The following is a 26,308-nucleotide window of genomic DNA, read 5'->3' on the forward strand; positions in this document are numbered from 1 at the left end:
ATTTTCGTGTATACAGAAATATCCCTTTTCTTTTCTCCTCAGCTGTGTTATACTCATGCCTAGCACAACATATAGATGAAAAACAATATATAGAAGATATAGGTACTATATATAGTATTTTGCATAGCGACTTATATATAGCACAGGGAGGGATGAGCAATGTTATATGTGATCAAGAAAGACGGGACAAGAGAGGAGTTTAATCCGCAGAAGATCGTGGCTGCCGTGAACAAATCCGCAGAGCGTATTCTTTATACTTTTTCAGACGAGGAGAAGGATTTTATCTGCCGTTTTGCCCAGGAGCATGCGGATTCCCTTGGAAAGAATGAGATCGAGATCCAGGAGATGCACAACATCGTGGAGGGGGCTCTGGAGCGTGTGAATCCGGCAGTTGCCAAGAGCTACCGTGATTATCGGAATTACAAGCTGGATTTTATCCATATGATGGATGATGTCTATACCAAGAGTCAGGCGATCCGTTATATCGGTGATAAAAGTAATGCCAATACAGACAGCGCCCTTGTTGCCACGAAACGAAGCCTGATCTTTAATGAGCTGAACAAGGAACTCTATCGGAAGTTTTTTATGAACCGTAATGAGCTTCAGGCATGTAAGGACGGCTACATTTATATTCATGACCAGTCTGCACGTCTGGATACCATGAATTGCTGTCTGTTCGATGTGGCAGCTGTTTTAAGTGGCGGTTTTGAGATGGGCAATGTCTGGTATAACGAGCCGAAGACTCTGGATACAGCCTTTGATGTTATGGGGGATATCATTCTCAGTACAGCAGCACAGCAGTATGGTGGCTTTACAGTGCCGGAGGTTGATAAGATCCTGGCACCGTATGCAAAGAAGAGCTATGATAAATATATTTCCGAATTTATGAAATACTCGGATGAGAGCTGGAGTGGCCGTGAGGAGAGAGCTATTGAGTATGCTCTTGATAAGGTCCGCAGGGATTATGACCAGGGCTGGCAGGGAATTGAGTACAAGCTGAATACCGTCGGTTCTTCCAGAGGTGATTATCCGTTTGTTACGGTGACACTTGGTCTCGGAACCGAGCAGTTTGAGAAGATGTGTACGATTTCCCTTCTTGAGGTCCATCAGGGAGGACAGGGTAAGGCCGGACACAAGAAACCGGTACTTTTCCCGAAAATCGTATTCCTTTATGACAAAGAGATCCATGGTCCCGGAAAGTGCTGTGAGGATATTTTTGAGGCTGGTGTGGAGTGTTCCTCCAAAACCATGTATCCGGACTGGCTGTCTATGTCCGGCGCAGGCTATATTTCCAGTATGTACAGGAAATACAAGAAGGTCATCAGCCCGATGGGATGCCGTGCTTTCTTAAGTCCGTGGTATGAGCGTGGCGGTATGGAGCCGGCGGATGAGAATGATACGCCTGTTTTTGTGGGACGTTTTAACATTGGTGCGGTAAGCCTTCATCTTCCGATGATCCTTGCAAAGGCTAGAGCGGAGAGCAGAGATTTCTATGAGGTTCTGGATTTCTATCTGGAAATGATCCGTAACCTGCATATCCGCACTTACGAATATCTGGGACAGATGCGTGCATCCACCAACCCGCTTGCATACTGTGAAGGCGGTTTCTACGGCGGACATCTGAAACCGAATGAAAAGATTGGCAAGATCCTGAAGCCTATGACAGCTTCCTTCGGTATCACAGCGTTAAATGAGCTTCAGGAGCTTTACAATGGCAAATCCATTGCCGAGGATGGGGCGTTTGCTCTGGAGGTTCTGAAATATATCAATGACAAGGTAAATCAGTACAAGAAGGAAGATGGTTATCTTTATGCGATCTACGGAACACCGGCAGAGAGTCTTTGTGGACTGCAGGTAGAGCAGTTCCGTAAGATGTATGGAATCATTGAGGGCGTTTCTGACAGACCATATGTGAGCAACAGCTTCCACTGCCATGTAACAGAGGATGTAACTCCGATCGAGAAACAGGATCTGGAGGGACGTTTCTGGGAACTCTGCAATGGAGGTAAGATTCAGTATGTACGTTATCCGATCGGCTACAATAAGGAAGCTATCCGTACACTGATCCGCAGAGCCATGGATCTGGGATATTATGAGGGAGTGAACCTTTCTCTTGCATACTGTGACGATTGTGGTCATGAGGAACTGGAGATGGATGTATGCCCTGTCTGCGGTTCCAGAAACCTGACCAAGATCGACCGTATGAACGGATATCTTTCCTACAGCCGTGTCCATGGAGATACCCGCCTGAATGCGGCGAAGATGGCTGAGATCGCTGAGCGAAAATCTATGTAAATACTGGCTGCCCGATCAACTGTGGAACAGTGATCGGATGTGGAGCCAGACAGTAAAAAAAATATCCCGCAGAGCTGCCGGTAAGACCAGCAGCCGTCTGCGGGATATTTTTATGTAAAGTGAAGTTTTATAGTTCACTTTGTATTCTGAGTCCGTAAAATGATCATTTAATGATAGTTCCGGTCTTCTCACGGTAGCCGTCTTTTGCATGGGCCATGTCTGTGATGATGGTACGGCGTCCGGTTCCCTTCTCCACGAAGGAAACACCTGCTTCGATCTTAGGAAGCATGGAGCCTGCCGCAAACTGTTTGCCGGCAATATATTTCTTGGCATCTTCTGTGGAAATAGTATCCAGATAAGATTCGTGATCCGTATTATGGTCAAGGCTTACTTTCTCGACGCTTGTAAGGATCATCAGAGTATCAGCGTTCAGTTCTTCTGCAAGAAGTCCTGCTGCCAGGTCTTTCTCGATGATGGCGCTGGCACCATTCAGCTGAGTTCCCTGCTCAAGAACCGGGATTCCGCCGCCGCCTGCGGCAATGACGATCTGCTCTGCTGCAGAGAGGACCTTTACGGTTTCAATCTCTACGATCTTCTGTGGCTTCGGTGCTGCAAGGATACGTCTGTACTGGCCCTCGCCCACCTTTGTGACAAAGTTTCCTTTTTCTTCTTCAGCCTCGGCCTCTTCTGCGTTAAGAACACGTCCAATGATCTTCTCCGGCTCTGCAAATGCTTCATCGTATGGATCGATGACAACCTGTGTCAGAACTGTGCTGACCGGTTTGTAGATCCCTCTGGAGATAAGCTCAGCACGGATGGCGTTCTGAAGGTCATAGCCGATATAACCCTGGCTCATGGCGGAACATACGGACATTGGTGCAAATGTATAATCAGGATGTGCCTTACCGAATTCATTCATTGCGGTGTGGATCATCCCTACCTGCGGACCGTTGCTGTGGGAGATCACTACGCGGGTTCCCTCCTCTACCAGATCTGCGATTACCTTCGCTGCGAGTTTTGTAGCTGTTTTTTGCTCTGGAAGTGTGGTGCCAAGTGCCCGGTGGCCTAATGCAACTACTACGGTTTTTTCGCTCATAGGAAATACCTCGTTTCTCTTAAAAATTGGAATGAAATCAGTTACTGTATTCAGTAACGAGTACATCGAAAACGATGCACGAGTATTATATTTTATTATAAAAGACCTATGTGGGAAATGCAATAGAAAATCGAGTGTTTTCCGAGACAGGAAAAACCGCCTGATCCAGTCAGACGGTTTGATTCCTACTATTTTTTGAGGGGGGAGATAGAGAGTGGTTTTTCATCTATCCAACACCTATTATATAGAGAAAATATGTTTAAAATATGTCGTTAATCTAAAAGAAATGGAAAATTTATAAAGAAAGTTTAAACAAACTTTATAATTTTTATATCCGGTTGCGCATGGTCTGAAAATGTGATACATTGAAAAAGTCTTGATCCTGCATTCTGCGGGATCTGTTCACGCATCGTTTCGATGCAGAAATCCATTTTATTTTATCGAAAAAAATATTGATCATGCACCATTTGTCGGGGAGGGATGCCTTTGTCTGTGGAAAAGTAAGCTTCTGTAAAAAAAAACATGTGTATAAGAAATGCCAGATCAGGCAGAAATGAGGAAGAGCCATGAAAAACAGAATATGGAAACAGATGAAGAAAGCCGGAATTGTGACAGTGCTGGCAGGAGCCATGCTGGGAGGAACAATAGAACCGGAGCTGACTCTGGGAGCAGATTTTTTGCCGGGACAGGCACCGTTTATCGATCAGAGTGTGTTCTGGAAAGACATAGAATCCGGACAGGCGGAGCTTGGGATCCGGATTCGCGGCCTGAATGAATGGCTGTCCGGGAGAAGGTTTTCGGAGGATAAGGAGAAAAATGAGAAGTGGGACGATGAACTTCAGAAGATTGAAGATCCATCGGTGGAACAGGAAAAGGAGCCAGAACAGGAGCTGCCAGAGGATGACTTGCAGCAGGAAGAAGAGCCAGAGCAGGAGCTGCCGGAGGATGACTTGCAGCAGGAAGAGAAGGCAGAACAGGAATTGCCGGTGGATAAGGTTGTGGAAGGAATCGGAATAGAAATGGAGGAAGGATATGAGCACGTGGAGCAGCTGGCATCCGGGGAAACAGTACAGCCGGAGGATGAAGAGCAGGAGAAAACGGGTCCGCTCACACCGGAAGGAACGGCGTCCGGAGAAGAAAATTTAGGTGACGAAGAGGAATATGAGTCTGAGGAGATTCAAAAACTGACGCTGGTCACGTATATTTCGGAGTATTTTGTTCCGGAAACGGATTCTGTCCCGAAAAATATGGCTGCACAGCAGATTTCTGTAAGGAGCCAGAGCGGTGAAGCTACAGAGATCACAAAGCTGGAAAGCGTGCTGAACGTGGAGCAGAACGGGCAGGATGAGATCTTTTTCCGTATCCCGCTGATTCTGCGGCAGGAATACCGTTTTCCGGCAGAGAAAAGCAGTTATCCTGTGACTCAGGAGGAACCGCTTCAGAAGGACTGTACCGGTGCGGGAACCTTTCTCATGACAGAAGAAAACGGGGAAGAGCTGGTGATCGCAGAGGGAATCTCGCCTATGCTGGACGTGGAGGCTGCTGAGGCTGATATGGAATTGTCGGTAATTGCACAGAATGAAAAAATGAAAGCAGGGCAGACCATCCGTTATCAGGTAGAGATAGCCAATACCGGAAAGCTGGATCTTGCAGATATCCGTCTGACCAGCAGCCTTTCCTGCCCTAAGATCCGGCAGCTGTGGGAAGATGCAGAAGGCCTTCTAACAGAAGGGGCTGTGGCGGAATTTGCAGAATTAAAAGCCGGAGAGAGCAGGAGCTTTTATGTACAGGCGCCGCTTCTGGATGAACAGGAAAAAGATCTGGAGCACCAGGTGGAAGCAGAGGCCAGGGTGAAGGACAGAGCGGATGAAGTGATCCGGAAGAACGCCTCCACTATAAATGGTCTGGAGGCACTGAAGGCGGATCTTTCTGTAAAGAAAACTGCAGACAAAGAAACCGCTGCACCGGGTGAGACTGTGACCTATCAGATCTGTATCGTGAATACCGGTGAAAAAACGCTTCATTCGGTTGTGGGAACGGAGCGCTTTCAGGCAGCAGGGATCCATGCACAGTTTCTGGAGCAGGAAGGTGTAACGCTCAACAGCAGCCGTACAAAGGCAATGATCCAACAGATCCCGCCGGGAGAGGCAGTTTCTCTTCAGGCTGTGGTGAAGATTCCGGGAAAAACAGCGGATCAGAAGCTTTTTAACCAGGTGACGGTCACAAGCCAGGAAACCGGAGAGCGATTGATGGAGGCCTCCGCTTCTGTCATGGTAAAAGGAGAGGTGGCTATTACGCCGGAAGAAGGGCTGCCTTTGCAGGGAGATGACCAGGGTCCGGCTTCCGGTCAGATACAGATGGCAAGAACTGCGTCCACACATCCGAAGACCGGAGATGATACCAGGAGGGATTTGTGGACGCTTCTGGCAGTGACAGCTTTGGTGACTGTGCTGGGCGGCATCTGGCTCCGGAAAAAATATGCGGATATTTATGGAAAAAGCTGATGTTACTGAGAACGGAGTGAACAGTAACAAGCTGATATTTTACAAGGCGGCCGTACCTCAAAGAAACGTTGAAAACAGGGGGGAGGTGTGCTATTCTATATGGTATGTACAGAAAATAAGAACAGTATATTTCCCGCCTCCGGTGTGCTGCCCGTCAGACCGGAAAAAGGGAAGATGGAGGAGAAAAATGAATCTTTTATCCTTATTGGAACATCTTGAATACAAATGCCTTCAGGGAAGTACAGAGCAGGAGGTTTCTTCTGTTGTATATGATTCCCGCAAAGTAGAAGAAGGGAGCCTTTTTATCTGCATCAGAGGTGCGGTCGTGGATGGACATAAATTTATACCTGATGTTGTGGCAAAGGGTGCGAAGACACTCATCGTGGAAGAAGCGGTGGAGGCACCGGAGGATGTGACAGTGATCCAGGTAGAGGATACCCGTTACGCCATGGCCTTTATTTCAGCAGCATGGTTCGGACATCCGGCAGAAAAGCTCAAAACCATCGGTATCACCGGAACCAAAGGAAAAACAACTACAACCTATATGGTGAAATCGATCCTTGAGAATGCCGGATATAAGGTTGGTCTGATCGGAACCATCGAGGCTGTTATCGGGGAGAAGCATATCCCGGCAGCCAACACGACACCGGAATCCTATATGGTACAGAAATATTTTCATGATATGGTAGAAGCAGGCTGCGATGCGGTCGTTATGGAGGTTTCCTCACAGGGACTGATGCTTCACAGAACCCAGGGATTTGTGTTTGATTTTGGAATTTTCACAAATATTGAACCAGATCATATCGGACCGAATGAGCACAAGGACTTTGATGATTATCTGCACTGCAAATCCATGCTTCTCAGACAGTGTAAGGTTGGTATCGTAAATCGTGACGATGAACACTTTGACCGCATTATCGAAGGCCACACCTGTAAACTTGAAACCTATGGATTTTCCGAAAAAGCAGATCTCCGTGCAGAGGGCGCCAGACTCGTTGGAAGAAAGGGCTATCTGGGAATTTCCTATCATGTTAAGGGACTTATGGATTTTCCTGTGGAGATCGATATTCCAGGTAAGTTCAGCATTTACAATTCTCTGACTGCCATTGCCATTTGCCGCCATTTTAAGGTATCCGAGGAGAATATCATCAAAGCTCTGAAGGTGGCCAGGGTTAAAGGCCGTATTGAGATGATCAAGGTATCTGACGAATTCACACTGATGATCGATTACGCACATAATGCCATGGCGCTGGAGAGCCTTCTCGGAACACTGAAGGAATATGATCCGCACAGACTGGTATGCCTGTTTGGCTGTGGCGGAAACCGTTCCAAGCTGCGCCGTTATGAGATGGGTGAGGTTTCAGGAAAGATGGCAGATCTGACCATCATTACTTCAGATAATCCGCGAGATGAGGATCCACAGGCCATCATCGATGATATTAAGATCGGAATGGCAAAAACAGATGGAAAATATGTAGAGATCCCGGATCGTAAAGAGGCGATCGCCTACGCGATCCATCATGGTGAGCCGGGAGATATCATCGTCCTTGCCGGAAAGGGCCATGAGGATTATCAGGAGATCAAGGGTAAGAAATATCCCATGGATGAGCGTGTACTGATCCGGGAGATCCTGGAAGAAGATCAGAAAGCGTAAATGGATGATCTATGCAGATGTGATCATTGACATTTCTCATGAAAAGCTGGACCGGGATTTTCAGTATCGTGTACCTGAGGAGCTGGTGCAGGCAATAAAACCCGGAGTTGTGGTCACAGTGCCCTTCGGAAAGGGAAATACCCTTCGGAAAGGCTATGTGACCGGGATCTCCGGAACGGCAAAATATGATGCGTCAAAGCTCAAGGAGATCCGGGGAGTGTCCACAGACAGTGAGACAACAGAATCCCGGCTGATCGCACTTGCGGCCTGGATGAAGGAGACCTATGGCTCCACCATGATCCAGGCACTGAAAACAGTTCTGCCTGTAAAAGACAAGGTCCGTGCAAAAGAGAAAAGACTGATCCTTTTTACAGGGAAAAAGGAAGAGGGGCAGGCACTTCTTGGCAAGCTGGAAGGCAGCCGCTTTAAAGCACGTGAGCGGTTCCTTCGGGCAATCCTGGAGGCCGGGAGCCTGGATTATACCTATGCCTCCAAAGAGCTTGGGGCAGGCATTTCCGTTCTTGATTTTTTTGAAAAAAAAGGTCTGATAACTATTGAAAGTCAGGAAATGTATCGCATTCCCGAGGGGCTCGGCCTGGTGAAGGAGAACATGGAGCTGAGTCTGAACCAGGAACAGCTTTTGGCGGCAGAGCAGATCTTTCGGGAATGGCAGGAGCCGGACCCAAGGCCTGCACTTCTTTTCGGAGTGACCGGAAGTGGAAAGACCCAGGTTTATATGCGCCTGATCCAGAAGGTACTGGAGGAGGGAAAACAGGCGATCGTGCTGATCCCTGAGATCGCGCTTACTTATCAGACAGTTAGGCGCTTTTATGCCATGTTCGGAGATAAGGTTTCGGTTCTGAACTCCAGACTTTCCCAGGGAGAACGTTATGATCAGTTCAAAAGAGCAAAACGTGGTGAGATCCAGGTGATGGTAGGACCCAGATCCGCACTGTTCACACCGTTTTCAGATCTGGGACTGATCGTTATCGACGAAGAGCATGAACCCACCTACAAAAGTGAGAATACGCCAAGGTACCATGCACGTGAGACTGCCATTGAGAGGGCACGAATGGAACATGCCCGTGTGGTCATGGGATCAGCCACTCCGTCATTGGAAGCCTACAGTCATGCCTGTGACGGAGAATATCTTCTGGTAAAGTTAAACGCACGTTATGAGGAAAGGCCTCTTCCACAGGTATCAATCGTGGATCTTCGGGAAGAATTAAAGAAAGGAAACCGCTCGGTACTGAGTCTGGAGCTGAAGAGGGATCTGGAGCAGGTCCTTGAAAGAAGAGAACAGGCCATGCTGTTTCTGAACCGGAGAGGATATGCGGGCTTTGTTTCCTGCAGAGCCTGCGGTCACGTTATGAAATGTCCCCACTGTGATGTATCTCTAAGTGAACACAATGGCAATCGTCTGATCTGTCATTATTGCGGCTATGAGACTGTGAAACCGGAAATCTGTCCGTCCTGTGGTTCACCGCACATTGGTGGATTTAAGGCAGGAACCCAGCAGATCGAGAAGGTCATTGAAAAAGAATTCCCGAAAGCCAGGGTACTTCGAATGGATTTTGATACCACAAGGACCAAGGACAGCTATGAGAAGATCCTGGCTTCTTTTGCAAAGCATGAGGCAGATATTCTGGTGGGGACCCAGATGATCGTCAAGGGACATGATTTTCCGAATGTGACTCTGGTAGGAGTGATTGCAGCAGATCTTTCGCTGAATATGGATGACTATCACTGTGGGGAGCGTACATTCCAGCTTCTGACTCAGGCAGTTGGACGTTCCGGCAGAGGGAATCGGCCGGGGCAGGCGGTGATCCAGACATATCAGCCGGAGCATTACAGTATCCAGGCTGCGGCTATTCAGGATTATAAGAAATTTTATAAAGAAGAAATGGGGTATCGGATGCTTTTGGACTATCCGCCGGCAGCCCATATGATGACTGTTTTTGGTGCCTGCCAGGATGAAGAACTTCTGAAAAATGCCATGTATTATATAGAAGTTTTTATCCGCAGGGTAAGTCCGAAGGAAGAGCTTCACATGATCGGACCTGCAGCTGCATCGGTAGGTAAGGTAAAGGATGTTTATCGTCAGGTGATCCATCTGAAGCACAGGGATATCTGCTTTCTCACAGCAGTCAGAGAGAAGCTGGAGAAATATATAGAGATAAATTCCGGATTCCGGAAAATATACATTCAATTTGATATGAATTAAAGGAGAAGAAAAATGGCACTTAGAACAATCCGTGTACAGGGGGATTCTGTACTGACAAAAAAATCCCGGACAGTAGACAAAATGACACCGAGGATCGGGGAACTGATCACAGATATGCTGGATACCATGTATGATGCAATGGGTGTTGGCCTCGCTGCACCACAGGTAGGAATCCTGAAACGTATCGTTGTCATCGACGTAGGTGAGGGCCCGATCGTGCTGATCAATCCGGAGATCCTTGAGACAAGCGGCGAGCAGACCGGTGACGAGGGATGTCTGAGCGTTCCGGGAATGGCAGGACAGGTAACACGTCCGAACTATGTGAAGGTAAAAGCACTTGATGTAAATATGGACGAACAGATCTACGAGGGAGAGGGCCTTCTGGCAAGAGCGTTCTGTCATGAGATTGACCATCTGGATGGAAAAATGTATACAGAACTTGTGGAGGGAGAACTTCACAAGGTAACTTATGATGAAGAAGACTAAAGGCGGGATACTATGAAGATTATTTATATGGGAACTCCGGACTTTGCGGTGGCGCCTCTTGCAGCACTGGTAGAGAACGGATATGAAGTGGAGGCTGTGATCACACAGCCGGACAAACCGAAGGGCAGAGGCAAAACTATGATGCCTACTCCTGTAAAAGAAGAAGCACTGAAACACGGGATCCCGGTACTGCAGCCGGTGAAGGTAAGAGATCCTGAATTTGTGGAAGAACTGAAAAATCTTGCACCGGACATCATCATTGTTGCGGCATTCGGGCAGATCATTCCAAAGAGCATCCTGGATATGCCGAGATTCGGATGTATCAATATCCATGCGTCTCTGCTTCCTAAATATCGTGGAGCTGCACCGATCCAGCAGGCGGTGATCGACGGTGAAAAAGAATCCGGCGTTACCATTATGCAGATGGGAACCGGTCTGGATACCGGTGATATGATTTCCAGGATCGTGGTTCCGCTTGCCAAAGATGAGACAGGTGGAAGCTTGTTTGATAAGCTCGCACAGGCAGGTGCAGAGCTTCTGGTACAGACTTTACCGTCCATTTTTGACGGAACTGCAACCCGCGAGAAACAGCCGGAGGAGAGTCCAACACCATATGCTGCCATGATCTCCAAAAAAATGGGACTTCTGGATTTCAGCAAAAATGCGGAAGAACTGGAGCGTCTGGTAAGAGGCCTTGATCCATGGCCAAGCGCTTTTACCTTTATCAATGGAAAAACATTGAAGGTCTGGAAGAGCTCTGTTCTGGAAAAACAGGCACAGGAAGCACCGGGAACTGTGATAGCCGCTGACAAAGGAGGAATCCAGGTAGCATGCGGCCAGAAGGTACTCGTGCTCCATGAAGTGCAGCTGGAAGGCAAAAAACGCATGGAAGCGGATGCGTTCCTTCGAGGATATCAGTTGAAACCAGGAGACATGTTCAGAGATTCCAGGGAGTGATGAGTTATGTACGGATATGGTTATTACGGATGGGGAATGGACCCCACGATTCTTTTGCTCGTGATCGGAATGCTTCTTTCTCTTGCGGCATCCGCGAAGCTGCGCAGTACCTTTGCAGTCTATAAAAAGGTCCGGAGTCATTCAGGTATCACCGGTGCGGAAGCTGCACAGAGGATCCTGAGAGCGGCTGGGATCACAGACGTACAGGTGGTTCCGATCCGCGGAAGTCTTACGGATCACTATGATCCGAGAACGAAAACGGTTTCCCTTTCAGAAGATATTTATGGAAGAAATTCTCTGGCGGCTGTGGGGGTGGCAGCACATGAATGTGGCCATGCGATCCAGGATGCGATCAATTATGCACCACTGAATATCCGTTCAGCCATTGTACCTGCCGCAAATATTGGTTCCCAGCTTTCATGGCCGCTGTTTATTGCAGGACTGATCTTTTCCATTGATCCGCTGGTAACTCTGGGAATTGTTTTGTTTTCACTGGCAGTACTGTTTCAGCTGGTGACACTTCCGGTTGAGATCAATGCGTCTTCCAGAGCGCTTAAAATGCTGGAAAGTACAGGTATCTTAGGTGCAGATGAAAAAAAGGGTGCAAGAAAAGTACTTACAGCGGCAGCGCTTACCTATGTAGCAGCTCTGGCGGCATCTATTCTGCAGCTTCTGAGACTGATTATCCTTGCAGGAGGTAGAGATCGTGATTAGCAGCGGAGTAAATACCAGAGAACTGATCCTTGAGATCCTGTTACAGATCGAGGAGGAGGGTGAGCACAGCCATATTGCGATCCGGAATGCGCTTTCCAAATATCAGTTTCTTCCGAAACAGGAACGTAGCTTTATTACAAGAGTATGTGAGGGAACCCTGGAATACAGGATCTATATTGATTATGTCATCGATTCTTTTTCCAAGGTTTCTGTAAACAAGATGAAACCGCAGATCCGTGAGATCCTGAGAAGTGCGGTATATCAGCTGAAATTTATGGACAGTGTTCCGGACAGTGCAGTATGCAATGAAGCGGTAAAGCTGGCACAGCGAAAAGGCTTTTATAATCTAAAGCCATTTGTCAACGGGGTGCTCCGTACGATCGCAAGAGAGATCGGTGATCTGGAGCTTCCTTCCAGGGAAGAAAACGAAGTCCGTTATCTTTCTGTGAAATATTCCATGCCGGAATATCTGGTAGAAAAATGGAAAGCAGCCTACGGAGTGAAGACTACGGAGAAGATCCTGGAGGATTTTCTGACAGAAAGACCGATCACAGTACGGTGCCGTACTCATAAGGCGTCTCTGAGAGAGATCGTCACCAGTTTGAAGTCTCAGGGAGTGACAGTAGAACAGGCTCCTTATCTTCCCTATGCACTGAAGATTTCCGATTACAATCATATTTTGACACTTGAGACCTTCCTTCAGGGAAAGATCCTGGTGCAGGATGTAAGCTCTATGCTTGTAGCGGAAGCTGCAAGTCCGAAAAAAGGTGACCATATCATCGACATGTGCGCTGCACCAGGTGGAAAAAGCATCCATGCGGCAGACAAAATGGGGGATTACGGAAATGTGGATGCCAGAGATGTAAGTCAGTATAAGGCAGATCTTATCAAAGAAAACATCCACAGGACCGGAGTGATTAATGTGGAAGCCAGAGTTCAGGATGCAACGGTATATGATCCGGATTCCGAACAGGCTGCGGATATTGTGATCGCGGATGTACCGTGCTCCGGTTATGGAGTTATCGGCAAGAAACCGGAAATCAAATACCGAGCAACTCCGCAGAAACAGGAAGAGATCGTAATGCTCCAGAGAATGATCCTGGATAAGGCTGCAAAGTATGTGAAACCGGATGGAACGCTGATCTTCAGCACATGTACCATTGCCCGGGAAGAAAACGAAGAAAATGTATTATGGTTTTTAAAGAATTATCCGTACCGGCTGGAAAGCCTGGATCCGTATATTCCGGAGGAACTGCACTGTAAGTCCACGAAGCTTGGCTATCTGCAGCTTCTGCCGGGAATACATAAGACAGATGGATTCTTTATTGCCAGATTCAGAAGGAAATAACAGAAAATGACAGATGTAAAATCCATGACCATGGAGGAATTGAAGGAATTCATGACAAAGATCGGTGAAAAGCCTTTCCGGGCGAAACAGATCTATGCATGGCTTCACCAGCAGCTGGTTACCTCCTGGGATGAAATGACAAATCTTTCCAAAAGCCTCAGGGAAAAGCTTTCGGCTTATCCGATCACAGCACTGACCCAGGCAGATGTAAGGATCTCAAAAATTGACGGAACCAGAAAATATCTGTTCCAGCTGGAAGATGGAAATGTGATCGAGAGTGTTCTCATGCGGTATCACCACGGAAATTCTGTGTGCATTTCTTCTCAGGTGGGTTGCCGTATGGGATGCAGATTCTGTGCATCTACCATCGGAGGACTGACCAGATGCCTGAAACCGTCCGAGATGCTGGATCAGATTTACCGTATCCAGGCAGATACCGGTGAACGTGTGGCCAATGTAGTTGTGATGGGAACCGGTGAGCCGATGGATAATTATGACAATCTTGTCCGTTTTGTCCGGATCCTTACCGACGAAAACGGTCTTGGGATCAGTCAGAGAAATGTGACGGTTTCTACCTGTGGGATCGTGCCGAAGATGTATGATCTGGCTGAAGAAAAGCTTCAGATCACTCTGGCACTTTCCCTTCATGCTCCAAATGATGAAAAACGACAGGAAATGATGCCGATCGCGAATAAGTATTCTATGGATGAGGTTCTGGATGCCTGCAGAAATTATTTTGACAAAACAGGCCGAAGGATCACCTTTGAGTACAGTCTTGTAGCCGGCGTCAACGACAGTGAAGAAGATGCGAGACAGCTGGCAGGCCGTATAAAAGGCATTAATTGCCATGTAAATCTGATTCCGGTCAATCCCATCAAGGAACGCTCCTATGTGAGGTCTACTCGACAGGCTGTGGAGAATTTCAAAATAAAACTTGAAAAATACGGAATTAATGTTACTATTAGAAGGGAAATGGGCAGCGATATCGACGGTGCCTGTGGACAGCTAAGAAAAAGTTACATGGAAAAAACAGAAAGCGAGAAGTGACATGAGGATATACTCAGCTACTGATGTAGGGCAGAAGCGGAAGATGAATCAGGATTACGTGTTTGCATCTGAAGGTCCGGTTGGAAATCTGCCTAATCTTTTCACAGTCGCGGACGGAATGGGCGGACATAACGCCGGTGACTATGCATCCTCACATGCAGTACGGATCCTTGTGGATGAAATCCGTGAAGATGCGGATTACAATCCTGTGAAGGTTATTCGTCATGCGATCGAAGCTGCGAACACGGAGATCAGAAACCGTGCGCAGGAAGACGAAAACCTCCGGGGCATGGGAACCACTATGGTGGTGGCGACTATTGTAGATCAGTATGCCTATGTAGCCAATGTGGGTGACAGCCGTTTATATGTGATCCAGGACGGGATCCGCCAGGTCACCAGAGATCATTCCCTGGTACAGGAAATGGTGAGAATGGGCGAGATCAGCGAAGCGGAAGCACGGAATCATCCGGATAAGAACATCATTACAAGGGCACTTGGCGCGGAGAAAACGGTGGATGTGGATTTCTTTGATCTGAAACTTGAAAAAGGATGTACGATCCTGATGTGTTCAGACGGTCTCAGCAATATGGTTGAAGATGAGAAGATCCAAGAGATCATATCCGATCCGGAAGCAGATATTGATCAGAAGGGCAGTGCGCTCCTTCGGGAAGCAAATCAGAATGGTGGTAAGGATAATATTGCAGTCGTACTGGTAGAGCCATTCACGAATGAGGTGGAAGCATGTTGAAGACGGGAATGATCATAGCCGAGCGCTATGAGATCGTAGGAAAAATCGGAACTGGCGGAATGGCAGATGTCTATAAGGCTATGGACCATAAGCTGAACCGTTTTGTTGCCGTGAAGGTCCTGAAACCGGAGTTTCGGGAAGACACCACGTTTATAAAGAAATTCAGAAGTGAGGCCCAGGCGGCAGCTGGTCTTACACATCCGAATATCGTCAATGTATTTGACGTAGGAGATGACGGCGGTGTTTATTACATTGTTATGGAACTGATCGAGGGTATCACTCTGAAGGAATACATCTCCAAGAAGGGAAAGCTTTCCATTAAAGAGGCTACAAGTATCGCAATCCAGGTTTCTATGGGTCTGGAGGCGGCACACAGCCATGGTATCGTTCACAGAGATGTGAAACCTCAGAATATCATTATTTCCACAGATGGTAAAGTAAAGGTGACAGACTTTGGAATTGCCAGAGCTGCATCTTCCAATACGATCAGCTCCAATGTAATGGGATCTGTACATTACAGCTCACCTGAGCAGGTGAGAGGCGGATACAGCGATGAGAAGAGCGATATCTATTCTCTTGGAATCACACTGTATGAGATGGTCACAGGAAGAGTTCCTTTTGACGGAGATACCACTGTGGCAATCGCTATCAAGCATCTGCAGGAAGAGATGGTCCCGCCAAGTGTGTATACACCGGACCTTCCGTACAGTCTGGAGCAGATCATTCTGAAATGTACACAGAAAAGTGTAGATCGTCGCTACAGCCGTATGGAGGATGTGATCGCAGACCTGAAGCATTCTCTGATCGATCCCCAGGGTGATTTTGTAAAGCTTACTACAGTTGACAACGATGCCAAGACGGTTGTGATCTCAGAAGAAGAGCTTGGTGAGATCAAACATACACCGAAGCAGATCACAAAACCGGAGATCACCGCACTTGAGGAAGAAAAATACGACGATAACGATTACGATGATGCAGAGGAAGAATACAGACCGAGATCCGAGCATAGATCCGGAAAGAAAAAGAAGCATCATGGTTCCGGAAGAGGTCTGACGATTGCGGCACTGATCGGAGGTGCAGTCCTTCTGATCGTTCTTGTGGTAGTGCTTGGACGTGCCGCAGGACTGTTTGGAACCGGCAGCAGCGGAGCGGCAGACAGCAGCAAGGCAGAAGCGAAGCAGGAATCATCAGCTGACGGTCTGGCAACCGTTCCTGATCTTGTAGGCAAGACAGAGGAAGAGGCTAAAACACTTGCAAACGATGCACATCTGGGTGTCCAGATGGCTGGTGAGGAGGCATCCGATCAGGAAAAAGGCAGGATCTCCCGTCAGGAGACAGCTGCGGGAACACAGGTTGAAGCCAATACAACTGTGAAATACTGGGTAAGCACCGGAACAGCACAGGTTACGATCCCAGATCTGGATGGACGTACAGGAATCGATGCACAGCAGACTCTGGAAGATCTTGGACTTCAGGTAAATGTCCAGAAAGAATACAGCGACACAGATGACAACGGATATGCACTGGTAGATCCGGGATATGTTTACAATGTCGAGCCGGCAGCAGGTACTTCTGTGCAGGCAGGCTCTTCTGTAACACTGACAGTCAGTCGAGGGGTTGATTATGGCGATAATGCTGAGGTCCCGAGTGTTGTGGGAATGACCAAGGATGATGCGCTTACTACTTTAGGTAAATTTATTGATATCCAGATAACAGAACAGCAGAGTACAGAAGCTGCAGGTACAGTTATCGCACAGGATCCGGAAGCCTATGCGGCAGCAGACCCGGATCAGCCGATCAGCATTACCATCAGCTCCGGTGACAAGGCTCCATCCACAGACAGCGCAGCATCTGCAGATAGTACAGCATCTACAGACAGTACAGCATCTACAGATAGCACAGCATCTGCGGACAGCACAGTATCCACAACTACATCTACAGCAGATGTCAATGCAAACACAGGCTGGAAATGTACACAGACACTGGATACCCCGTCCGGCTACAATGGAGGCGCGATCCGTCTGGAACTGATCCAGGACGTAAACGGTGAGCCTAAGGCATCCACCATCATTGATGGACAGAATATCAGCTTCCCGTATCAGCTTGATATCTCAGGTGCTGAGGGCGTTACCTCAGGAACCATCTATCTCTATGAAGAGGTAGACGGGGATTATCAGCAGCTTGGAACCTACACGGTTGCATTCAAGAAAGCTGAGTGATCATGCAGGGAAAGATAATCAAAGGTATTGCCGGATTCTACTACGTATATGCAGAAGACGGTAATACATATGAATGCAGAGCCAAGGGAATTTTCCGTAAGGATAAATTCAAGCCTCTGGTAGGTGACAATGTGGACATTACAGTTCTGGATGAAAAGGAACTGGAGGGAAGTGTGACGGAGATCCACAAGCGGAAGAATTCTCTGATCCGTCCGGCTGTGGCCAATGTAGATCAGGCACTGGTGATCTTTGCCATGGATAATCCGAAGCCGAACTTCATGCTTCTGGATCGTTTCCTCATTATGATGGAGAGGGAAGGTGTTCCGGCAGTCATCTGTTTTAACAAAAAAGATCTGGCAACAACGGAAGAGCTGGAATTTCTCTATGAAACATATCAGAGTTGCGGCTATCAGGTGATCCTGTCAAGTGCCCTGAAGGGAGAAGGACTCGACGAGATCGAAGAAGTGCTTCAGGGCAGGACAACTGTGGTTGCCGGCCCATCCGGCGTGGGAAAATCTTCTCTTACAAATTCCCTTCAGGAAGAAGTGGAGATGGAAACCGGTGAGATCAGCCGTAAGCTGAAACGGGGAAAACATACCACGCGCCATGCACAGATCATACCGGTGGCACAGGATACATTCCTTGTGGATACGCCGGGATTTTCCTCCTTATATATTGAAAATATGGAGGAGCAGGAACTGAAGGATTACTTTCCAGAGTTCCGAAGATATGAAGGACAGTGCCGCTTTCAGGGGTGCCGTCACATACATGAACCGGGCTGCGCTGTTAAGGAAGCCCTTGAGAACAATGAGATCAGCAGACTCCGATATGAAGATTATCTGGAGCTGCACCAGGAATTAAAAGAGAAAAGGAGATACTGAGTCATGGAATACCGATTGTGCCCGTCGATCTTATCAGCAGATTTTAACAGACTGGGAGAACAGATCAAAATTCTGGAAAAGGAAGGCGTTGAATATCTGCATATTGATGTTATGGATGGAGATTTTGTTCCCAGCATTTCTTTTGGAATGCCGGTGATCAAATCGATCCGGAAAGAATCCAACATGTTTTTCGACGTACATTTGATGGTAACAGAACCGGAAAGATATATCCGCGATTTTGTAGAATGCGGAGCAGATTCCATTACTGTACATGCGGAGGCATGTGAGGATCTGGAGCGTACACTGGAGCAGATCAGGGCAGCAGGGGTAAAGGCGGCAGTTTCGATCAAGCCATCCACACCGGTAAATGACATCAGCCATCTTCTTGAAGATGTGGATATGGTGCTGATAATGACTGTTCAGCCAGGATTTGGCGGACAGAAATACATGGACGAATGCACGGAGAAGATCCAGGAGCTTCGTGAGCTTATTGATGAAGAAGAGCTGGATGTTGATATCCAGGTAGATGGTGGTATCAATGATGATACACTGGAGACTGTTATGCGTGCCGGTGCAAACCTCATGGTCGCAGGTTCCTGGGTATTTAAGGGCGATGTGGCAGCCAATGTAAGACACATTACAGAAAAAATCCACAATATCAAAAAAGAGCTGGACTGAAAATGATCGATACAATAATAATCAGCGGGGGCAATATCCAGAATGGTTTTGCCCTCGATTTTTTAAAAAAAAGAATAGAAGAAAGCCGAGGAGAGAAAATCACTCTTGTTGCTGCAGATAAGGGGATGGAATGGTTTATGAAAAACCGGGAATTTATTCCGGATCTTGCAATTGGGGATTTTGACAGTCTTTCCGAAGAAGGTCAAAAATATATGGAAAGCCTGAAGGGACCGGAGATCATCAGGCTGAAGCCAGAGAAGGATGATTCGGATACACAGTCTGCGGTAAATCAGATGATTCTCAAGGGCGCAAAGGATATCCTGATCCTGGGAGCTACCGGCACAAGGCTGGATCATGTGCTGGCGAATCTGGGACTGCTTTCCATGGGTAAGGAACAGGGCGTTCGTATTGCGATCGCAGATCAGTGGAATTATATCACACTTGCAGAAAGCGGAACCATACTGCACAGAGAGGAGCAGTTTGGAAAATATGTTTCATTCTTTACTGTGGGAGGTGATGTGACAGGCCTCACTCTGAGGGGATTTAAGTATCCGCTGAACGGATATCATCTGACAGTAGAAGACAGTGGACTGACCGTCAGCAATGAGATTTCGGAAGAAACCGCAGAGATCCTGTATGAAAGCGGGCAGCTTCTGATGATCATGTCCAGGGACTGACAGTAACAATAAATGCCTCACAGTTGCGATTTCAGGCTGTGTATGGTAATATGGGACAGGAATGGCCTGAAAAACGGAAAGGCCTGTTTAAAGAGTATCTGAAAAATACTGTAAATAAATATATCGAAAGGACGTATATAGAGAGATGAAATTAGGAATCGTAGGTCTTCCTAACGTAGGAAAAAGTACATTATTCAATTCACTGACAAAAGCCGGAGCAGAATCCGCAAACTATCCGTTCTGTACTATCGACCCCAATGTGGGTGTTGTAACCGTTCCGGATGAGAGACTGAATCTTCTCGGAGATTTTTATAAATCAAAAAAAGTAACACCGGCAGTGATCGAATTCGTCGATATTGCAGGTCTTGTAAAAGGCGCATCTAAGGGAGAGGGACTTGGAAACCAGTTCCTTGCAAATATCCGTGAGGTAGATGCTATCGTTCACGTGGTACGCTGCTTTGAGGATTCCAATGTTGTTCATGTAGATGGAAGCATTGATCCGCTCCGCGATATCGAGACTATTAATCTGGAGCTTGTTTTCTCTGATCTTGAGATCCTCGAGAGAAGAATTGCCAAGGTTACCAAGACTGCACGTATGGATAAGGAAGCTGCCAAAGAGCTTGCATTCCTTGAAAAAGTAAAGGCGCATCTGGAAGAGGGACAGCTTGCCATTACTCTGGAAACAGAGAACGAAGATGAGGATGCATGGCTTGCAACCTATAATCTTCTTACTGCAAAACCGGTGATCTATGCGGCTAACGTTGCAGAGGATGATATCGCAGATGATGGGGCGAACAATCAGTATGTACAGGCAGTACGTGAATATGCTGCCAAACAGAACAGCGAGGTATTTGTGATCTGTGCGCAGATCGAGGAGGAGATCTCCGAGCTGGATGAGGATGAGAGAAAGATGTTCCTTGAGGATCTGGGACTGACAGAATCCGGCCTGGAGAAGTTGGTGCGCGCAAGCTATCACCTTCTTGGCCTTATGAGCTTCCTGACAGCAGGAGAGGATGAGACAAGAGCATGGACTATCAAGATCGGAACCAAGGCACCGCAGGCAGCAGGTAAGATCCACACAGACTTTGAACGTGGATTTATCAAAGCAGAGGTTGTGAATTATCAGGATCTTCTGGATTGCGGTTCCTATGCAGGTGCCAGAGAGAAGGGCCTTGTACGTATGGAAGGAAAAGAGTACGTTGTACAGGACGGAGATGTGATCTTATTCAGATTTAACGTGTGATCACCAACGTCTGTGAAATACCGGCTGTAAGCTGAAAAATTATAACAGGTGATTTTATGGATATGTCAATTCGGTTTCCCGGATTAAATCTGGTTTTGGATCATGTGCCGAGATCCTTTGAGATCTTTGGCTTTGAGATCACGATCTATGGCGTCCTGATCGCGATAGGAATGCTTCTGGGAATCTTTTTTGTGGTACTGGAAGCCAGAAGAAATCATGAAGATCCGGATGCATATCTGGATCTGGCCATCATAACGCTGCTTTCCGGTGTGGCAGGGGCAAGGCTGCTTTATGCGGCTTTTTCCTGGAGTCTTTATAAAAATGATCCGGGACAGCTTCTGAATATACGGTCCGGAGGACTTATGTTTTATGGCGGACTTCTGGGCGGTGTGCTGGGTGGTGCGGTCTACTGCAGGATCCGAAAGAAATCCTTCTGGCAGATGGCAGATCTTGCCTGCATGGGACTTCTGATCGGGCAGATAATAGGAAAGTGGGGAAGCTTTTTTAACAGAGAATCTTTCGGGGAATATGCAGACAACATTTTTTCCATGCAGCTGCCGCTGACTGCGGTACGGGCAGGAGAGGTCACCACGGCTATGCGTGAAAAGCTTCAAACCGTGGACGGTGGTACCTGGATTTTGGTACAGCCCTTGTTTTTCTATGAAAGTCTCTGGTGTCTGCTTGTGCTTTTGATGCTTATGATGCTGCTTCGCAAAAAAGTATTTCAGGGAGAGATCTTTCTGAGATATCTGGCAGGCTATGGTCTTGGAAGAGCAGTGCTCCAGTGGTTCCGCACAGATAAAATACTGTTTCCGGGAACCGGCGTGGATGTTTCACTGGTGATCTCGGTAATACTTTTTGTTCTTTGCACCGTGGTAGTTGCAGTGAAACGCGTGATGTCCAGAAAGCGGGCAAAAGTACGGATGAGAAGGATCGAGAAAGATCAGCAGGCAGAGAAAGAAGCGGAACAGCAACGGGAAAATGTAGCAGAGAATCTGGAAACAGAGACTGTACAGGGAGAAAAAAATGGATCAGAACGAGATACAGAAGAAAGAGGAAGCTCTTCGGAAAGCGTCACTTTTGCAGCAGCTGCAGGAGGAACGGAAGAAGCTGGACAGCCAGATCAGGAGCAGGAGCGATCTTCTGAAGAATCTGGAGGCCAGCCAAAGAGTTGATCGTATTCTGGAATTATATTACGGAAACTGAGATCAAACAGATATAGGATACAGGTGCTTTTGTCTGATGGATCAGAATATAGGATACCGGCATTTGGTTGATAAGAGCAGCAGAAAACTGCCCTGCAGGAAAACGTCTTCTACGACGTTTCCGGCAGGGCAGTTTTTGTGCTGTGCAGTAGAATATATCAGTACATCTTTCGAAAATCCAGAGGAGTTGTGCCTGTGACTTTACGGAACATGGCGATAAAGTGGCTGGCATCGGAAAATCCGGAAGCGCCGGCAACATCCTGGATCTTCATATCCGGTCTGGAAAGCAGAAGCTCACGTGCGCGGCTGATGCGGTACATGGTAACGTACTCGTAAACTGAGCAGCCCATAAAACGGCGGAACAGACGGGAAAGATACTGTGGAGAGACAAAAACGCTCCGGCTCAGCTGCGCTGCAGTGATATCCTGCTGATAACCGGTTTCGATTTCTTTTATTACCGGGATCACATATCTCTGGTAGAGAGGATTATCCTGTATCTTCGGAGAAGCTGCACAGTCTGTAAAATTCATAAGAAAATTATAGCAGTCGGAAGAAAGAGATTTCATATCCGGTGTGGGCTGATGATATTTACGCAAGGTAGAAGAAATCATTTTCCGGATACTGGCTCCTTGTTCCTTTTCGATAAGGATCACTTCCTGGTTGTCTGTCATGGAAGGAATGCTGCCTGCCAGTGTTCCTGTGAAGGTGGCAAACATCGTGGTCCAGGAAGTAGACTCCCTGTGATAGGAATGAGGGACACCGGGGGCGATGAGGATGCCCTCGTTGGCTCCGAGAGTATAAAATTTTCCACGGACTTCAATGCGTCCGGTACCCTTTTCAGTCTGGAGGTAATGATAATACGGATATCCGTCCGGACGGAAGATATTAACCTGATTCCAGTGGTTCCCAAGAGATTCAAACATGAAGGGAGCACTGACCGGAGTGTTTCTGAAATAGATCGACATGATATTCACCTGTTTCTAAATGTTATATATTTTGGCGAAACATATTATACCATAATCCGGTGGATTATACTATAATGATCATAGCATAAAAAACGAAGGATCCGGCAGAAAAAACAGAATCTGCCGGGCAGGAGGAAAAAATGAAAAAATTTGATCATTCTCTGTTAAAAGATCCCCGGTATTTCAGCGACGGAAGAATGGATGCCCACTCAGATCATACATATTATCGCTGTGAGGAAGAGAGAGAAGATGGGAAAACTTCTTTCCGTCACAGTCTGAATGGTCTCTGGAAGTTCCATTATGCACGGAATTATGCATCTGCTATCCCAGGTTTTGAGGAAGAAGCATATTCCTGTAAGGACTGGGAGGACATTTATGTGCCGGCACATATCCAGATGGAAGGATATGATGCACCGCAGTATGCCAATGTCCAGTATCCGTGGGAAGGCCATGAAGAACTTCATCCGGGACAGATTCCGGAACGTTTTAACCCGGTGGCAAGCTATGTGAGATATTTCCATGTGCCGGAGAGCATGAAAGGAAAAAGAGTATTTGTTTCATTCCAGGGAGCAGAGAGCGGCCTGGCTCTGTGGCTCAATGGAAAATTTGTGGGATACAGTGAAGATTCTTTTACTCCGTCAGAATTCGAGCTTACGGAATATCTGAAGGACGGCGAGAACAAGCTGGCGGCACAGGTGTTTAAATGGACAGCCAGCAGCTGGTGCGAGGATCAGGATTTTTACCGTTTTTCCGGAATTTACAGAGATGTTTATCTGTTTACGGTACCGGATGTCCATGTATATGATCTCAGGATCCGTGCCATTCCGGATGAAACTCTCAAAAAAGCCGAGCTTGAGATCGTGACCAGTACCTGGGGAAAAGGAAAAATGAAGCTTACACTTTCCGGAAAGGGAGAGATCCTTTTGCAGGAGGAAAGATCTCTGAACGGAGAGGATACCTGTACCTGGGAGATTCAGGATCCCCTTCTCTGGAGTGCAGAAGAGCCGAATCTCTATGATCTGGAGCTGGAGATCAGTGATGAAAGCGGAAAGCTCCAGGAGATCATCCCGGAGAAAGTCGGTTTCCGCCGTTTTGAAATGAAGGATGGTATCATGACCCTTAACGGAAAACGTATCGTATTCAAGGGTGTGAACCGCCATGAGTTCAGCTCTGTCACAGGAAGACATGTGTCCCGGGAGGAACTGCTCAAAGACATCGTGACCATGAAACAGAACAACATCAATGCGATCCGTACCTGTCATTATCCGGATGCATCTCCGATCTACCGTCTCTGTGATGAATATGGTATTTACATGATCGCAGAAAACAATCTGGAGTCTCACGGAACCTGGGATATAGCAGAATTTACCGGAGATCACACGGATATCGTTCCGCACAACAAACCAGAATGGCTGGGCATGATGCTAGACCGTGTAAATTCCATGTATCAGCGTGACAAGAACCACCCGGCGATCCTGATCTGGTCCTGTGGAAATGAATCCTTTGGTGGAAAAGATATCTTTGAGATGTCTGAGTTCTACCACAAGAATGATCCTACAAGACTGGTACATTATGAGGGGGTTTTCCATGACCGCAGCTACAATGCCACCAGTGACATGGAAAGCCAGATGTATCCTTCCGTAGAAGCGATCCGGGAGTTCCTTGCAAAGGATGACAGCAAGCCGTTTATTTGCTGTGAGTATACCCATGCAATGGGAAATTCCTGCGGCGCAATGCATAAATATACAGATCTTACAGATACAGAACCGAAATATCAGGGTGGCTTTATCTGGGATTACATTGATCAGTCTATTTACAAAAAAGACCGTTACGGTAAAGAATTCCAGGCATACGGCGGAGACTTCGGTGAACGTCCTACAGATTATAATTTCAGTGGAAACGGTATCGCATACGGTGGAGACAGAGATGCTTCACCAAAGATGCAGGAGGTAAAATTCAACTACCAGAATATCACTGCGCAGGTAAGTGAGGATTCTGTTAAGATCATCAACAAAAATCTTTTTGTAAATACGGACACATTCCGATGTGAAGTGACTCTTGCAAAGAACGGTCATGTTCTCCGCACAGAGACACTGGATACAGCGGTGGAGCCTTTAAGCCAACAGACCTACAGACTTCCATTTGGAAAACAGCAGCGCCCGGGCGAATATACGGTAACCGTAGCCTTCCTTCTCAGAGAAAAAACACTTTGGGCAGAGGCAGGACATGAGGTTGCTTTCGGCCAGTATGTTTATCAGGTGGAAGGAACACCGGAAGCTCCTGCGTGTGGCGTGGAGCTTGTGAGAAGCCTTCATAACATCGGTGTCCGCGGGGAAAATTTCGAAGTGCTGTTTTCCGTTCTCAATGGTGGTCTGGTTTCGTATAAATATGCAGGAAGAGAAATGATCGAAGCGATTCCGAAGCCCAACTTCTGGAGAGCACCTACAGATAATGATTGCGGAAGTCTGATGCAGATGCGCTATGCACAGTGGAAGATCGCCAGCATGTACGCAAGTCATAAGGATTACCGAAAAGGCATGTATGGTCCGGCCAATGCTCCGGAAACAACGGTTCACGAAAACAGCGTGGAGGTTGCTTTTACCTACATACTGCCAACTACGCCTGCCAGTGAATGCCGCCTTGCCTATGAGGTAACCGGAGATGGAAGAGTAAAGACAACGCTGACCTATGATCCTGTAAAAGAGCTGGGCGATATGCCGGAGTTCGGAGTACTCTTTAAATTCAATGCGGATTATGATCATGTTCAGTGGTACGGCCTGGGACCGGCAGAGACTTATGCAGACCGGAAGCATGGCGCAAAGCTCGGCATTTATGAGAATCTCGTGACAGACAATATGGCACGCTATCTTGTGCCGCAGGAATGCGGAAACAAAGAGGAAGTACGCTGGGCAAAGATCACAGACAGAAAGGGTAGAGGAATGCTCTTTGAGATGGATAAAGAAAACGGCCCGATGATGTTCTCGGCACTTCCATATACTCCTCATGAAATGGAAAATGCCATGCATCCCTATGAGCTTCCGGCAATCCATTATACCGTTGTCCGTGCCGCGAAGGCGCAGATGGGTGTTGGAGGAGATGACAGCTGGGGTGCCCGCACCCATCCGGAATACCTTCTGGATACCAATGGAAAGATGAAATTTTCCTTTGCGTTCAAAGGCCTTTAAAATGTCATAAAATAACAGAACATAAAGTCAGAAAAAAGCTTCCGGCGATTGTCCGGAAGCTTTTTCATTTCATAATAATGCACAGAAAATAAACAGGTTGAAAAAAAACCTGTGGATATTTCATGAAATGAAAAAAAACTTGGATATGCACTTGTTTTTTCATGGTAAATAGTTTAGAATGA

19 protein-coding genes are annotated in these 26,308 nt (G+C 47.2%); 17 read left to right on the plus strand and 2 right to left on the minus strand.

Features of this window, described 5'->3' with window-relative positions:
- Positions 1 to 159 precede the first annotated feature (159 nt).
- Positions 160 to 2,295, plus strand: a complete 2,136-nt coding sequence (gene nrdD, locus EAI83_RS05400) for an anaerobic ribonucleoside-triphosphate reductase (protein ID WP_129974736.1) — start codon at positions 160 to 162, stop codon at positions 2,293 to 2,295.
- 163 nt (positions 2,296 to 2,458) lie between these two features.
- On the opposite strand, the gene arcC is transcribed toward nrdD, so the two are convergent.
- The gene (gene arcC / locus EAI83_RS05405; RefSeq protein WP_015526125.1) at positions 2,459 to 3,391 is read right to left on the minus strand and encodes a carbamate kinase; all 933 of its coding nucleotides are present in this window, start codon (positions 3,389 to 3,391) and stop codon (positions 2,459 to 2,461) included.
- A gap of 566 nt (positions 3,392 to 3,957) precedes the next feature.
- Between arcC and EAI83_RS05410 the strand changes: the two genes are divergently transcribed.
- The 15 genes from EAI83_RS05410 (at position 3,958) to lgt (ending at position 21,946) form a co-directional block, all read left to right on the plus strand.
- Positions 3,958 to 5,895, plus strand: coding sequence for a DUF11 domain-containing protein (locus EAI83_RS05410; RefSeq protein WP_129974737.1), 1,938 nt, complete (start codon positions 3,958 to 3,960; stop codon positions 5,893 to 5,895).
- Between the two features lie 187 nt (positions 5,896 to 6,082).
- Positions 6,083 to 7,549: a UDP-N-acetylmuramoyl-L-alanyl-D-glutamate--2,6-diaminopimelate ligase gene (locus EAI83_RS05415; RefSeq protein WP_022426879.1), complete on the plus strand. Its 1,467-nt coding sequence runs from the start codon at positions 6,083 to 6,085 to the stop codon at positions 7,547 to 7,549.
- A 4-nt stretch (positions 7,550 to 7,553) separates the two neighbouring features.
- Complete coding sequence (priA, locus tag EAI83_RS05420) at positions 7,554 to 9,773, plus strand: replication restart helicase PriA (RefSeq protein WP_114002105.1); 2,220 nt, start codon at positions 7,554 to 7,556, stop codon at positions 9,771 to 9,773.
- A gap of 12 nt (positions 9,774 to 9,785) precedes the next feature.
- On the plus strand, positions 9,786 to 10,259 hold the full coding sequence (gene def / locus EAI83_RS05425) for a peptide deformylase (protein WP_022426881.1): 474 nt from the start codon (positions 9,786 to 9,788) through the stop codon (positions 10,257 to 10,259).
- 12 nt (positions 10,260 to 10,271) lie between these two features.
- Positions 10,272 to 11,216 carry a methionyl-tRNA formyltransferase gene (gene fmt, locus EAI83_RS05430; RefSeq protein ID WP_022426882.1) on the plus strand — a complete coding sequence of 315 codons (945 nt, stop codon included), beginning with the start codon at positions 10,272 to 10,274 and terminating at the stop codon, positions 11,214 to 11,216.
- A 6-nt stretch (positions 11,217 to 11,222) separates the two neighbouring features.
- The gene (locus EAI83_RS05435) at positions 11,223 to 11,930 is read left to right on the plus strand and encodes a zinc metallopeptidase (protein ID WP_015526118.1); all 708 of its coding nucleotides are present in this window, start codon (positions 11,223 to 11,225) and stop codon (positions 11,928 to 11,930) included.
- On the plus strand, positions 11,926 to 13,278 hold the full coding sequence (gene rsmB, locus EAI83_RS05440; RefSeq protein ID WP_044961572.1) for a 16S rRNA (cytosine(967)-C(5))-methyltransferase RsmB: 1,353 nt from the start codon (positions 11,926 to 11,928) through the stop codon (positions 13,276 to 13,278). Before EAI83_RS05435 ends, rsmB begins: the two co-directional genes overlap by 5 nt.
- Before the next feature lie 6 nt (positions 13,279 to 13,284).
- Positions 13,285 to 14,325 carry a 23S rRNA (adenine(2503)-C(2))-methyltransferase RlmN gene (gene rlmN, locus EAI83_RS05445; protein WP_129974738.1) on the plus strand — a complete coding sequence of 347 codons (1,041 nt, stop codon included), beginning with the start codon at positions 13,285 to 13,287 and terminating at the stop codon, positions 14,323 to 14,325.
- A 1-nt stretch (position 14,326) separates the two neighbouring features.
- Complete coding sequence (locus EAI83_RS05450) at positions 14,327 to 15,073, plus strand: Stp1/IreP family PP2C-type Ser/Thr phosphatase (RefSeq protein ID WP_021651617.1); 747 nt, start codon at positions 14,327 to 14,329, stop codon at positions 15,071 to 15,073.
- Positions 15,067 to 17,292: a Stk1 family PASTA domain-containing Ser/Thr kinase gene (gene pknB, locus EAI83_RS05455; RefSeq protein ID WP_129974739.1), complete on the plus strand. Its 2,226-nt coding sequence runs from the start codon at positions 15,067 to 15,069 to the stop codon at positions 17,290 to 17,292. The genes EAI83_RS05450 and pknB overlap by 7 nt, the downstream gene beginning before the upstream one ends.
- 2 nt (positions 17,293 to 17,294) lie before the next feature.
- Positions 17,295 to 18,173 carry a ribosome small subunit-dependent GTPase A gene (gene rsgA, locus EAI83_RS05460; protein WP_021651619.1) on the plus strand — a complete coding sequence of 293 codons (879 nt, stop codon included), beginning with the start codon at positions 17,295 to 17,297 and terminating at the stop codon, positions 18,171 to 18,173.
- Between the two features lie 3 nt (positions 18,174 to 18,176).
- The gene (gene rpe, locus EAI83_RS05465) at positions 18,177 to 18,851 is read left to right on the plus strand and encodes a ribulose-phosphate 3-epimerase (protein WP_015526113.1); all 675 of its coding nucleotides are present in this window, start codon (positions 18,177 to 18,179) and stop codon (positions 18,849 to 18,851) included.
- Between the two features lie 2 nt (positions 18,852 to 18,853).
- Entirely contained in the window at positions 18,854 to 19,528 is a 675-nt protein-coding gene (locus EAI83_RS05470) for a thiamine diphosphokinase (protein ID WP_129974740.1), read from the plus strand.
- A gap of 145 nt (positions 19,529 to 19,673) precedes the next feature.
- Positions 19,674 to 20,771, plus strand: coding sequence for a redox-regulated ATPase YchF (ychF, locus tag EAI83_RS05475; protein WP_044961563.1), 1,098 nt, complete (start codon positions 19,674 to 19,676; stop codon positions 20,769 to 20,771).
- 56 nt (positions 20,772 to 20,827) lie between these two features.
- Entirely contained in the window at positions 20,828 to 21,946 is a 1,119-nt protein-coding gene (gene lgt, locus EAI83_RS05480) for a prolipoprotein diacylglyceryl transferase (RefSeq protein WP_092071165.1), read from the plus strand.
- 188 nt (positions 21,947 to 22,134) lie between these two features.
- On the opposite strand, the gene EAI83_RS05485 is transcribed toward lgt, so the two are convergent.
- Positions 22,135 to 22,941 (minus strand): helix-turn-helix domain-containing protein, encoded by an 807-nt coding sequence (locus EAI83_RS05485; protein ID WP_015526109.1) that lies wholly within the window; start codon positions 22,939 to 22,941, stop codon positions 22,135 to 22,137.
- 140 nt (positions 22,942 to 23,081) lie between these two features.
- On the opposite strand from EAI83_RS05485, the gene EAI83_RS05490 reads away from it, so the two are divergent.
- Positions 23,082 to 26,126 carry a glycoside hydrolase family 2 TIM barrel-domain containing protein gene (locus EAI83_RS05490; RefSeq protein ID WP_129974741.1) on the plus strand — a complete coding sequence of 1,015 codons (3,045 nt, stop codon included), beginning with the start codon at positions 23,082 to 23,084 and terminating at the stop codon, positions 26,124 to 26,126.
- Positions 26,127 to 26,308 lie beyond the last annotated feature (182 nt).

Source organism: Blautia sp. aa_0143, from assembly GCF_004167315.1.
Taxonomy (GTDB): domain Bacteria; phylum Bacillota; class Clostridia; order Lachnospirales; family Lachnospiraceae; genus Blautia_A; species Blautia_A fusiformis.

What these genes read in the sequence shown, in the direction of transcription:
- nrdD (WP_129974736.1), top strand. Translation starts at nt 160, where the DNA reads ATGTTATATGTGATCAAGAAAGACGGGACAAGAGAGGAGTTTAATCCG.
- arcC (WP_015526125.1), bottom strand. Translation starts at nt 3,391, where the DNA reads ATGAGCGAAAAAACCGTAGTAGTTGCATTAGGCCACCGGGCACTTGGC.
- EAI83_RS05410 (WP_129974737.1), top strand. Translation starts at nt 3,958, where the DNA reads ATGAAAAACAGAATATGGAAACAGATGAAGAAAGCCGGAATTGTGACA.
- EAI83_RS05415 (WP_022426879.1), top strand. Translation starts at nt 6,083, where the DNA reads ATGAATCTTTTATCCTTATTGGAACATCTTGAATACAAATGCCTTCAG.
- priA (WP_114002105.1), top strand. Translation starts at nt 7,554, where the DNA reads ATGATCTATGCAGATGTGATCATTGACATTTCTCATGAAAAGCTGGAC.
- def (WP_022426881.1), top strand. Translation starts at nt 9,786, where the DNA reads ATGGCACTTAGAACAATCCGTGTACAGGGGGATTCTGTACTGACAAAA.
- fmt (WP_022426882.1), top strand. Translation starts at nt 10,272, where the DNA reads ATGAAGATTATTTATATGGGAACTCCGGACTTTGCGGTGGCGCCTCTT.
- EAI83_RS05435 (WP_015526118.1), top strand. Translation starts at nt 11,223, where the DNA reads ATGTACGGATATGGTTATTACGGATGGGGAATGGACCCCACGATTCTT.
- rlmN (WP_129974738.1), top strand. Translation starts at nt 13,285, where the DNA reads ATGACAGATGTAAAATCCATGACCATGGAGGAATTGAAGGAATTCATG.
- EAI83_RS05450 (WP_021651617.1), top strand. Translation starts at nt 14,327, where the DNA reads ATGAGGATATACTCAGCTACTGATGTAGGGCAGAAGCGGAAGATGAAT.
- pknB (WP_129974739.1), top strand. Translation starts at nt 15,067, where the DNA reads ATGTTGAAGACGGGAATGATCATAGCCGAGCGCTATGAGATCGTAGGA.
- rsgA (WP_021651619.1), top strand. Translation starts at nt 17,295, where the DNA reads ATGCAGGGAAAGATAATCAAAGGTATTGCCGGATTCTACTACGTATAT.
- rpe (WP_015526113.1), top strand. Translation starts at nt 18,177, where the DNA reads ATGGAATACCGATTGTGCCCGTCGATCTTATCAGCAGATTTTAACAGA.
- EAI83_RS05470 (WP_129974740.1), top strand. Translation starts at nt 18,854, where the DNA reads ATGATCGATACAATAATAATCAGCGGGGGCAATATCCAGAATGGTTTT.
- ychF (WP_044961563.1), top strand. Translation starts at nt 19,674, where the DNA reads ATGAAATTAGGAATCGTAGGTCTTCCTAACGTAGGAAAAAGTACATTA.
- lgt (WP_092071165.1), top strand. Translation starts at nt 20,828, where the DNA reads ATGGATATGTCAATTCGGTTTCCCGGATTAAATCTGGTTTTGGATCAT.
- EAI83_RS05485 (WP_015526109.1), bottom strand. Translation starts at nt 22,941, where the DNA reads ATGTCGATCTATTTCAGAAACACTCCGGTCAGTGCTCCCTTCATGTTT.
- EAI83_RS05490 (WP_129974741.1), top strand. Translation starts at nt 23,082, where the DNA reads ATGAAAAAATTTGATCATTCTCTGTTAAAAGATCCCCGGTATTTCAGC.